Source organism: Flavobacterium sp. Arc3, from assembly GCF_041431375.1.
Taxonomy (GTDB): domain Bacteria; phylum Bacteroidota; class Bacteroidia; order Flavobacteriales; family Flavobacteriaceae; genus Flavobacterium.
On record NZ_JASMRI010000010.1, the window covers coordinates 103,876 to 115,911 of the forward strand.

At 35.1% G+C, this 12,036-nt stretch carries 8 protein-coding genes; 1 reads left to right on the plus strand and 7 read right to left on the minus strand.

Features of this window, described 5'->3' with window-relative positions; genetic code table 11:
- The first annotated feature begins 109 nt into the window (after positions 1-109).
- A complete protein-coding gene (locus tag QO200_RS09270) occupies positions 110-493 on the plus strand; it encodes a hypothetical protein (RefSeq protein WP_371538991.1) in 384 nt (127 codons plus the stop codon).
- An 85-nt stretch (positions 494-578) separates the two neighbouring features.
- Here the strand turns inward: QO200_RS09270 and QO200_RS09275 are convergent, their stop codons facing one another.
- From QO200_RS09275 to QO200_RS09305, 7 genes are all read right to left on the minus strand, one after another.
- Positions 579-1,127, minus strand: coding sequence for a PepSY-associated TM helix domain-containing protein (locus QO200_RS09275; protein WP_371538993.1), 549 nt, complete (start codon positions 1,125-1,127; stop codon positions 579-581).
- 50 nt (positions 1,128-1,177) lie between these two features.
- Positions 1,178-3,580, minus strand: a complete 2,403-nt coding sequence (locus tag QO200_RS09280) for a TonB-dependent siderophore receptor (RefSeq protein ID WP_371538996.1) — start codon at positions 3,578-3,580, stop codon at positions 1,178-1,180.
- Positions 3,581-3,724: 144 nt separating this feature from the next.
- On the minus strand, positions 3,725-4,864 hold the full coding sequence (locus tag QO200_RS09285) for a PepSY-associated TM helix domain-containing protein (RefSeq protein ID WP_371538998.1): 1,140 nt from the start codon (positions 4,862-4,864) through the stop codon (positions 3,725-3,727).
- 75 nt (positions 4,865-4,939) lie between these two features.
- Complete coding sequence (locus QO200_RS09290) at positions 4,940-7,261, minus strand: TonB-dependent siderophore receptor (RefSeq protein WP_371539000.1); 2,322 nt, start codon at positions 7,259-7,261, stop codon at positions 4,940-4,942.
- A gap of 378 nt (positions 7,262-7,639) precedes the next feature.
- Entirely contained in the window at positions 7,640-8,299 is a 660-nt protein-coding gene (locus QO200_RS09295) for a hypothetical protein (protein ID WP_371539002.1), read from the minus strand.
- Positions 8,300-8,501: 202 nt separating this feature from the next.
- Positions 8,502-10,814, minus strand: a complete 2,313-nt coding sequence (locus tag QO200_RS09300; RefSeq protein WP_371539004.1) for a DNA topoisomerase 3 — start codon at positions 10,812-10,814, stop codon at positions 8,502-8,504.
- A 338-nt stretch (positions 10,815-11,152) separates the two neighbouring features.
- A complete protein-coding gene (locus QO200_RS09305) occupies positions 11,153-11,998 on the minus strand; it encodes a formate/nitrite transporter family protein (RefSeq protein WP_371539005.1) in 846 nt (281 codons plus the stop codon).
- Positions 11,999-12,036: the final 38 nt, after the last annotated feature.

Genomic DNA, 12,036 nt, shown 5'->3' on the forward strand with positions numbered 1-12,036 from the left:
CTATTGTATTTCAAAGGATATTTTTCCTCTTAAACGATTTATGTGTTATTTCTGATCTATTGTTTTATATTTTTGCTTTTTATATTGTAAATACCACATCAATAATCATATGAAAGAATTATTTAGTTCCACTTATAGGAAAGGCTATTTTGATGGATACTCTATAGGTATAAATCCACTGCTAAGTTTTGAAGGAAAAAAAAATAAAGCATTTGTTGCAGGGTTTAAATCGGGCCGATTAGATTATGAAAGTTGGAATGGTTTAATTTGTTATGGAATTCCAAAACGAATTTTAACTGAAAAAGTTTTAGAAGATTTTCTAGTTGCTGGTATGTGCGGTTTTGATATTGATGATGAAGGCTACACAATTTTTCAGTTAAATATAATTTCAAACTGGTATCAAAGCGGAATTGAAAAATATGATCCTAATCAATACGCTAATCTTGAAGCATTGCTTACTGAGAAAGGAATTGAAATGATTCGAGTGTTTTAAAGTGGATTTAAAATAGTCATTAACAGAAAAATCCGTAATAATGTATACACTATTACGGATTTTTTTTGTGTCTGATTTTATCTTTTTAAGCCAATAAAAACAAGAATATTAATGGAAATAGAATTCCTGCGACGGCCAGTTTCCAACCACGTTGTTTCCAACTAAATTTACCTGCTTTCACCATTATGGTTCCGCTTAGAGCAATGATAATTAGACTAAGGGCAAAAATGTCAGAATAATAAATCCAGAAATTAGAAGTGTTTTTATGTAAACTCATGGACTGACTGATGATTGGCGTTTTTATGAAAGAAACAATCTCTCCTTTTCCAGTTTTCAAGTCAATTTCGACATCATGCTTTTCAAAAGAGATTTTAAACATTCCTTTTTTGACCATTTGACGTCTCATTTTGTCTTCAATCCCAAGTTTCTTGCCTAAATCTTTAGCAAATTCTTCGTTGATTTCGCTTTCTTGCGGCAGCGTTACTTCAATAGCTTTGGTCTCAGTGGTATATTTTTCCGGATGCCACATGTCGCGGTGATTCATCATAAGCCCTGATAAAGCAAAGGAAACGATGAGCCCAATATAGAAATAGCCTAAGTCTCTATGTAAATTTCTGAAGGTCTTTTTTTTCATGAAGTTTCTCTAGTTTTTTGTTCGGACTTTATAAGTAAAAAAGGGTTTAATTAGAACTTATATTTTAATGATGTCATTACTTGGCGCGGAGCAATTGGATTTACACTGTAATTCTCGTGAACGGTGTAGTTTAAAACGTTTGCTACGTTCGATAATTTACATAAGATAGCGAATTTATCCCATTCATAACCGGCAGATATATCTACAGTAGTGTAATCATTTATGGGTACTTGTCGGTCTCTAAGGGTTTTAACTTGAGTGTCTGGATCAATTAAGATTTGGTTGTTCCATCCAGCTACACGATTCCCTATATAATTTGCTGATGAACCGATTGAGAAGCCTTTTAATATTCCTGTTGGCAAGGTGTAGAAAAAGCTAAAATTAGCTGTGTTTGCTGGTGTTCTTGCTAGACGGTCTCCTACAATAAAACTTCCGTCACCGCCAGAGGTTTTTGTATATCGCATGTCATTGTAGCTATAACCTGCCATTATGCGCAAACCTTCAGTAGGTCGAGCTGTGATGTCTAGTTCTACTCCTTTACTTTTTGTTGCACCACTCAAAACTTTTATGCTTGAATCAGTGTTAAATGTTCCGTCAGCTCTAAGCTCTGCTGTTTGCGCTAGATTGCTATTCTCAATTTGGTATAAAGTAACATTAGTTGATAATATTCCGTTCCAGAAATCTTTTTTGATTCCCACTTCATATTGGTCAATTAAAGAAGGTTTAATCACTTTTAAGTCTACTGTTGTACCTGAGTTTGGAGTAAAAGAATTAGAATAACTAGCAAATAGGGCGATGTCTTGAGTAGGTTGATAAACAAGACCTAACTTAGGAGTAAAAGCTTGATCAATACGTTTTGCATCGGTTTTAACTGTAGTTGGCGTTTTAGTTAAATCATACGTTTCAGCCTGAGCTTCCTGCCATGACCAACGCAATCCTGCCAATACTTTGAATTTGTCAGTAAGGGAAATTAAATCTTGCGCATAGATTCCGAATCGATTAGTGTCTGTTTTTATTATTTTAGTATTTGTAGCATCTGGAATTGCTCCACCTTGATCAAAATTATCAAAATTAAAAATGTTACCGCTACCATAAGTGTTTGGTGAGAATGCATAAGTATAATTTTGCGTAAATGAATTTTCAAAATCAACACCTGTATATAGTTGGTGCTTTATCGTTCCAGTATTAAAATTTCCTTGTAAGCTAATTTGTTCGCCTAGTATTTGTTCAAGATTTTTGTTCTGTCCTAAAGGTCTTTTCCAGTACCCGTTATCTTCCGGTTGGATACGCTCTGTACCTTTAGATGTTCTTTCGTAGTTTTGAAAAGAAGAGTTGAAATTCAGTTTCCAATCATCGTTAAATTCATGTTTCACTAATCCTGAAACGCTGGCTTGTCTTGTTTGACCGTTAGACCATGTAGCACCTAAATAAGTATTTCTAGGTACATCAGCGATTTCTTTTCCAATCATTCCAGTTCCAAAATCTGGGGTCCAATCGTCGTGTAAATAATCTCCTTGTAATACAATTTCGGTTTTGTCACTTACTTTGAAAAGTAGCGATGGGTTAACGTAGTAACGTTCTTTTTTTACAACATCCCTGAAGCTTTCTGAGTTTTCGTAAGAACCTGTAAATCGATAAGCGATAGTATTATTTAAAGGGCCATAAATATCAATAGATGGCTTGTAGAAGGCGTTGCTTCCCATTTGCATGCTAATTTCTCCTCCGCTTTTAAAAGAAGGTTTTTTTGTAACCATATTCAAAATACCTCCTGGAGCTACGTTTCCAAATAACAGGGCAGCACTTCCTTTAAGTACTTCTATTCTTTCCAAAGAAGATACTTCTGGAAGGGAACCATTGCTAAAACGGAAACCGTTTTTAAACATATTATTGGAAGACATATCGTATCCTCTAGACCAGAATGATTCCTGAGCGCCACCACGGGCTGAACCAACATATACACCATTCACATTTCGAATAACATCGCTCAATCGTACCGATTGCTGTTGTGCTATAACTTGATGTCCTACTATTTGAATGCTTTGAGGCAAATCTATTGGCTTTATGTCCAGACCAGATAAAACGGTTTCTTTTTTCTTGTTCGGAGTTTGCTTAATTTTAATCACTAATTCCTTTAGGGTAGTGATGTCTTCAATTAATCTGAATTCTACAAAATTTGTTTGGTTGGCCAAAACTTTAATCTCTTTAGATTGTTTTTTCATCCCAACACCTTCAAGAGTTATAGTGTGACTTCCTACAGGGAAATTAGAGAATTTAAACTCGCCTTTGATATTCGTTTCAGTTGTTTTTGCTTCCTTACCTAATTTGATGGCAATTCCTGAAAGTGGATATCCATCAGCAGAAAGTATTTTTCCTTCGATGATTCCGTGGTCTTGTGCATTTATAAAAAATGAAGTAAAAAATAAGATAACTAGTATTGTAATTCGACTGCTCATAACTGTTTATTTGGAATAATTAAAAATAACGATGCAAATATATAATCCTGTTTTGAATTTACAAAACTTATTTAGATTAAATACAAATAAAGTTTTTAAGGGGTTGTTTTTCAGTTTTTTAAAAGGATAAAAAGACTGTTTTTTTTAGTTTAGTGGCTTTTTTTTATTCTTATTTCTTTTTTTATATCGTCCCCACCAAATAAAAAAACCCGTTACTGGTAGCGTGGCAATGAGAAGACTAATTAAAAAGGCAAATATTTTTCCGGCTAAGCCAAAGATGCCACCAGTGTGAATGTCATAATTTAATTTCAGCAATTTATCGGCAGTAGTATCATTTTTCAATCGACCCCAAATATGGTTTACCTGAATTTCCTCTAAAGTAAACTGATCAAAATAGCGGTAGTCAATGGTGCCGTAAGTTGCTTTCTTGGAATTGGCATTCGCAGCAATGGATGAAGTAGGACTCTCTGGAGGATGTACTTCTATGGATTCTGCTTCGGGATATTCACGGACCATTTGTTTCCAAACTATATCTAATGGGTTTTCAATTGTACCATTAGCCGTATTTATCTTTGATGCAGGTTCTTCATATAGTAATGATTTTTCGCCTCCCATTACTGTATAATAAGAGAAAGCAAACCATTGAAAACCCCAAACTAAGCCTGTTACGGCAAAAATAAAAGCAATGATCAAAACATAGAAACCAGTAACATTATGTAAGTCATAATTTTTTCTCTTCCATTTCATTCCCTTTTTCCACTTAAACGAAAAGCGTTGTTTGGCAGCATTTTTATTTTTTGGATACCAAAGTACAAACCCAGTGATAATCAATAGTAAAAACAGCAATGTGGCACTCGCTACTACAACTTGACCAATAGCGTATGGCAACCATAAATAAAAGTGACCATCTAAGATAAAATGAAAGAATCCTTCTTCATTATTGACCGTTTTAATCACTTTACCCGTGTAGGGATTTAAATAGCTAGTGTAGTAATAACTGGGTTCATAATGAAAAAATATAGCTTCTACGGCATCTGTTTTTGTATTGTACTTTAAGGCATGCAGATTTTTTCCAGGAAGCTGTTCCTGGGCAATTACAACTAATTTAGAGGGAGGCAAAAATGGGGATTGCTGCTCTGTTACAAATCGATAATCTTCAGTTAGGTTTTGAATTTCTTCTTGAAAGGCGTATAAACAACCAGTTATGGCAACGATAAAAACAATTATTCCAGAGGATAAACCCAACCAGAGGTGTACTACGCCAACAGTTTTTTTGAATGTCATTTTCATGTGATGTAAAAATTATAATAACTCCGCTTGAAATAAGCGGAGTTAAAGGGTGATAGATTGTCTCTAAAATTAGAATTTGTAGGCTACAGTAACTCTAGCATTGGTACCTGCCTCTGTTTGCCAGTAGTACATATCGGTATAGCTGTAATAGCCTCCCGAGTATAAATATTTGTTCAAAATATTATTGACAGTCAGGTTTATAGTTACTTTTTTTCTTTGATACGATAAACCTCCATCTACTCTATAGTAATCAGGTAGGCTAGCAGTATTGCCATTCGAAATGAACCAAGGTGCTCTTTTTACCTGATATTGGTATCCTAATGAAACACCAACTCCGCTAAATGTTCCTTTATCTATTTTGTAATTTAACCAAGCGTTCTGAATGTGCTTAGTGCTTCCTGGAACTTGCGTCCCTACCAGAGAAGCATCGCTATCTCTAGTTGTTTTTCCTTCTGTGAAAGCATAGTTTAGGATAAGATCTAAATTATTAAAGATTTCTCCTCTAATATCTACCTCAAGACCTTTTACTTTTTGCTGTCCACTTTCTCTGCTATATTGCATTGCTGCCGTAGAATGCTCTGCATCAGCAGTTAGCACATTATTCTTTGTGATTTGGTATGCAGAAACAACTGAATTCCATTTTCCGTTCAACCAGTCTCTTTTTAATCCAAATTCGATATTTCCACCTGTCTCAGGATTAAATGAATTCGCTTGCCAATCAACGCCGTAGTTTTCATTAAAAGATTGATCGTTTACAAAATAGGCAGATGTGTTTTTATTAAAGGAATAACTCAAACCTACTCTTGGTGTAAACCTGCTGTTTTTAGTATCTCCAGAGTAATAGTTTGCCGCTTTAAGCACAGTATATCTTCCTGCTAAAGTCAATCGCAAGTTGTTGTCAAAGAAACCTAATTCATCTTGTACATAAAGTGCTTTATAATTGTTTTGGTATTTTACTCCTCTGTCTTCAATATTCTTACTTCTGTCAAAAGTAGGAGAGGCAGCTAATGTTCCGTGTACCGGATTATAGATGTCTAGATCAGGCATGCTAAAGTATTGCATCCAGTCATGATAAAATGTTTTATCGCTTAAGTCAATCCCAGATAAAATTTTATGAGAAAGAGCTCCCGTTTTAACTTCACCATTTACATACGCTTGTCCCACATAGATTTTTCCTAAAATATCCCAAATACTTCCAGCGCGTTTAAGGATAGCTTTATTTGTACTATCAAAACCATTGGGCCATAATGAAAGTCCTTCTTGTTTGTAGTTTAGGTAAGAAGATTGGGCTGTAAATTTCCAGTTATCATTTATTTTATGTTCTACAATGGCAAAAATATTTCTTTCTGTCATTTTTGTAGGATCTAAATTAGCTTCAGATGTTGAGAAGCTTCTAGGCAAATCTGCATATCCTTTATGTGAATAAGAATAGTTAGACCCAACTGCATTTACTTTAGAAAATTGTTGTGTGTACTCTAATGTTACTGCTGTCTTGTCTGAAAATAGATATTTTAAAACAGGGGCAAAACTATAGCGGTCATTAAAATCAAAATCACGGTAGCTGCCTTTCTTTTCTCCCATTACATTAATTCTGTACAGTAATTTTCCATTATTGGTTAATTTCCCGTCAAAATCTAATGTACCTCTGTACATATCAAAACTTCCTAAAGTTAAACTTGCTTCTCCTTTAGTACGTCCGCTTGGTTTTTTAGTTACTACATTATAAAAACCACTTGGGTTTCCGTTGGCCAACATAAAGCCGGCTGGGCCTTTTACAAATTCGATGCGTTCCACCATGCTCATGTCTTCCGTAAGTGGCCCCCATGTTGAACTGATATTCATACCATTCCTAAAAGCGGCAACTTGACTCCCTCTCATGGTGATATTAGCATAATTGTCCCAATGCTCTACTCTGGTAGCTCCACTGACGTTACGAGTAACACCTTCCAGCATATTAAAAATTTGTTGGTCATTAATCAGTTTACCAGTAATTACCTGAATGTTTTGTGGAATTTCAATAATAGGGGACTGTAGTCGTAATGAAGAGGAAATTCTATTGGTTTTAAAAGCACTTTTATTGCTTAAAATAACGACTTGATTCAATTCGGTATTTGATAAAGAAAGTTGGATGTTAACAATTGCTGTTTCTTCATTGGTAATACTTACCTCTTTCTCAATATCATTATTTCCTATTAAACTTACTACTACGGTGTGTTTTCCTGCTGTTAGGTTTTTAAGAATAAAGACACCGTCATTATCTGTGATTGTGGTTTTGTTTTCCCCTTTCAGCTTTATCGAAACCCCTTCGGCTGCTTTGCTGGTATTGGTTAAGACCGTTCCTTTTATGGAAGCAGTAACTTGCTGTGCAAACGTGGAGTTTAGAGAAATCATGTATAAGCTAAGGAGAAATAGGAGTGTGGGTACTTTTTTATGCAAATAGATCATGGTAAAAATTAATTAAAGTTAAATGTGTAATTGTTCTTATTTAGATTTAATAAGAATAGCGCAAATCTATATTTTAATTTTTATTTAACAATAGTTATTTAGATCAAATAAAAATAAATTTTTTAACTAAATGGATTACAGTAATTTAGAACATAAAAAAAAACCTTGCTTGAAGGCAAGGTTTTAGAAAGAGAGGTTCACTCTGTATTTAATTCGTGATCGATTGTGTTTTTGATATACTTGGCTTGGTTGATCAGAAGGTCTTAAGTATTGCATTAGTTTCCTAAAAAAAAGCTCGTCTAAAAAGATCTCTAAGAGCTTTTTTTATCGAATGATTTCTTGGAATTTGCTTTTTGATTTAATTTTTTGGTTCAAATAAATGATATAAAGTGTTCCAATAATGGAGGGAGTAATCCAAGTAATTAAATTCCCAATTCCTAGTCCCGCGACGATAAAAGCGGTGATGGAAGCGATTAATGCGCCAATCATTTTTCCGATATGTTTTGTAAGCCAATTGTTTTTTGTTTTCGAAAAGTTTCTAAAAAACTGGAAATCTTTGACTGTCATAAATAATCCAAAACCACCAAAAAAGGCAAATAAGATTCCGTTTGTTGTCTTATTCGAAACAAAATAAATTCCGATGAAAATCATAACTATCGAAAGAAACAACATGACTCCTGATATTAATTTATCTATGAAATCTGCTTTGTTTTTTGACTTAAAAGTTAAGGCGCGATTACCTGATATAACCATATAAATAGTAAATATCCCAATTAGAAATAAAAATAAATTTTGGTGTTTTGGCATCCAGCAAATGGGTAATGATAATGCAGAACTAGTTATCATTCCTATTGAGAATAGTTTTCCCATTCTACGATGTAAATTGCCCCCTTTCTTAACCACAATACTTCCAATTCCCGTAATTAATCCAATTCCGCCAAAAAAGGCGTGAATGTAAATTAAAATCTTAATAGTCTGTTCCATTTTAATTTTCTTTATGTTCTATGGATCAAACTTCGTGGAATAAGTTGATTTTATAAAAAAAATAGTTCCGAACTGTTTATTTTTAGGGATGAGTTGTCAAGTAGTAAGAATGGTTATTCTTAATAAACTTCGTGGTACAAAAGAGTCCTATAGGCAAGGCTCTAAAGTTAGTTTGCAAATTGGATAGTGAACTAGGGCTTTTTTAGCTTTTTTCTTTCAGAATAGTGTAAACCAATTCTTTAGTTGGTTTTTGATCTTTCAATTTTTCTCTGACCACATCAAAAGTAACTTTAAAATCACATCCTGATTTATAATCGCTGCAACCATAAGCTGTATTCCCTTTGATGACTGTTCCTTTTTGACATTTTGGACAAGCTAAGGCATCCGAGGGAGCTTTTTTTTCTGCTGCTGGAGTAGGAGCGGCTGTCTTTTTAGCTTCTAATTTGAGTTTGAAGTTTTCATCAAAACGCAGTAAACCTTCTACTGTTCCAGCAGCTGTTTTAAACTCTTTTAAATTGACTGTAGATCCTTTTTGAAGTAAGCGCAAGTATTGGTTCTCTGATATTTTTTTCTCTGCAAAAGTAAATGGCAGTACAAAATCACAACCCGCTTTATAATTAGCACAGCCATAAGCTGATTTTCCTTTTAAAAGTGTTGCTTTTTTGCATTTCGGACAAACTTCAGCTGCGATTCCTGCTGCTTTCTTTTTCTCGACTTTGGCTTCTTGTTTTTGAATACTTCCTTCATGCGAAATATTAGCACGGGTAGTTTCACTTCGTACTTCATATACCAAAGCATCGACCATACGTTTCATGTTGTTGATAAACGCAGCAGCGGTAAACGTTCCTTTTTCAATATCTTTTAACTGCTTTTCCCAAGAGCCCGTCAATTCTGCCGACTTTACCATATCATTTTGAATGGTGTCAATCAATTGAATTCCCGTTGGCGTTGGTAAAACCTGTTTTTTATTTCTTACAATATACTGGCGTTTAAAAAGCGTTTCGATAATATTCGCTCGTGTTGATGGACGCCCAATACCATTTTCTTTCATCAGTTCCCGTAAATCTTCATCATCAACCTGTTTCCCTGCAGTTTCCATCGCACGCAATAAGGTCGCCTCCGTAAACTGATTAGGTGCTTTGGTTTCCTTTTCTAAAAAGGAGGGTTGGTGTGGGCCTCTTTCTCCTTTCACAAAGTCAGGCAATAAATCAGCTTCTTTTTCTTTAGCATCGGGGTTTTCAAAAACGACGCGCCATCCTTTTTTTAAGATTACTTTTCCAGTAGTTTTAAAATGTACATCAGCCGCTTTTCCTATCACGGTGGTATTTGCTACCGAACAATCATCATAAAAAACGGCAATAAAACGCTTGGTAATAATGTCATACACCTGTTGCTGATTGTACTGCAAATTACTCTGAATTCCTGTTGGGATAATCGCATGGTGATCTGTGACTTTTTTATCGTTGAAAACCTTAGTGGATTTCTTTATTTTCTTCCCTAAAAGAGGTTCTGTTAAAGCAGCATAATTAGTTAGCTTTTGCAAAATACCAGCCACTTTCGGGTAGATGTCATTGGGTAAAAACGTGGTATCCACTCTGGGATAAGTGACTACTTTTTGTTCGTATAAGGTTTGGGCAATTTTCAAAGTTTCCTCTGCCGAAAATCCAAACTTGGTATTGCAATACACCTGCAAGCCTGTTAAATCAAAAAGCTTAGGCGCAAATTCATTTCCTTTCTTTTTTTCGATTGATACAATTTCAAAATCACTTTCTTTTACTTTATTCGCCAGAAGTTCTCCGTCTTCTTTTTTCAAAAAGCGGCCTTCTTCATAACTAAAAAGCGTGTCTCTGTATAATGTTTGCAACTCCCAGTAGGGTTGCGGTTTGAAATTTTCTATTTCTTTCCAGCGATCTACAACCATTGCTAGGGTAGGCGTTTGTACACGTCCAATGGACAACACTTGTTTGTAACCACCATGTTTTACGGTGTACAAACGGGTTGCATTCATCCCTAGTAACCAGTCGCCTATGGCTCTGGAAAATCCAGCATAGTATAAATTATCGTAGTTGGCAGATGGTTTTAAGTTTTCAAAACCCTCTTTGATGGCTTCGGTAGTTAAGGAAGAAATCCATAGGCGTTGTACTTCGCCTTTATAATTGGCTTCGTTCATTACCCAGCGCTGAATGAGTTCTCCTTCTTGTCCCGCATCCCCGCAGTTGATAACTAACTCCGCTTTGTCAAATAGACTTTTTATAATTCTAAATTGCTTTTGGATACCCGAATTCTCCACCACTTTGGTTTCAAATTTTTCGGGAAGCATAGGTAGGTTATTCAAATCCCAACTTTTCCAATAGGATTTGTAGTCGTTAGGTTCTTTTAAGGTACATAAATGCCCAAAGGTATAGGTTACCGCATAACCATTGCCTTCATAATAGCCATCATGTTTGGTATTAGCTCCTAAAACGGATGCGATTTCTCTTGCTACACTTGGTTTTTCGGCAATACAGACCTTCATTTTCTCTTGTTGATTTGAAGCCGCAAATTAGGAATTTAGAAGTTGGAATGGAAATGAAATCTTCAGGAGTTATGAACGGGGATGGTTTTGCTGTGAAGACGCTAAGGCACAATAGTTTTTAGGACTTACTCTTGTTTTTACGCTGGTGACTAAAAGGTGCATCATGGTAGCCGGAAGTATTTTCGAAAATGAAAATAGTATTGGTAGGATATGTTGCGAACTCTACTAAGCTCGTACCCATTTTCTTTTTTAATCTACATTTTTTGTTGAGATATCAGATAATTGGCAGAGCAAGCACAAACCTTATGATCTACGACTTATTAGAGTGAGTAGTAGTTTTATTTCATATTATTTGATTCGAAAATTCTGTACTTGAAAAGTCCCACTACTACGGCGCCACCAATGGCATTTCCCACTAAGGCTAAAGACAAAAACGCTAGGTAGTCTAAAAGTGTAATTGTGTTTGAATGTAAAAAAGCTCCAAAAACCTCAATATTACCAACGATACTGTGGTGAAAACCTCCAAAACCGATGACACCAGTTATCATGAAAATGAGAAAAATACGAGTTAGTGAGTTTGTGACGCTGTTTATTAACCAGTTTAATAAACCCATTAGCCAGCCAGCAACTATTGCACTTAAAAAAAGAACCCAAGCATCATAGTGAACTACATGACTCCCTATTTTTACCATTGTTTCATGTGTGAATAAGTTTAAATGTGGTGCAAGCAGACTTATAGATAGGGTAAATAAAATACCTCCAACTAGGTTGCCTAAAATAACTAATCCCCAAACTCGCAGTAACTCCCAGATCGTGCGTTGTCTATTTAGTACGGGAATGGTTAAAACGGATGTTTGCTCCGTAAAAAGTGCTGACTTCCCTAAAACGACAAAAATGAATCCTATGGGATAAACCAAGCTAAAAAGTTTGAAAATAGTGTTTTCAGTCATTGTTCCAGACAATAAGTAATAAAGACTACAGATTAAGAAATAACTGAACCCTATTTCGAGTCCCGCAATTATAGCACTGAGCGTTATAGCCCTGTTATTTATTTTGAATATCTCTTCACCTTCGCGAATAACATGGCTTAAAATATCGCGATACTCATCGACACTATCTATTTCTTCTGATGTTTTCTCTAATTCCTCTTGATGCTTCTCTTGGTCTTTATCTTTAGATTTCATAAAGCTTCTTTAGATTATTATTACTTTCATTTGTTCCA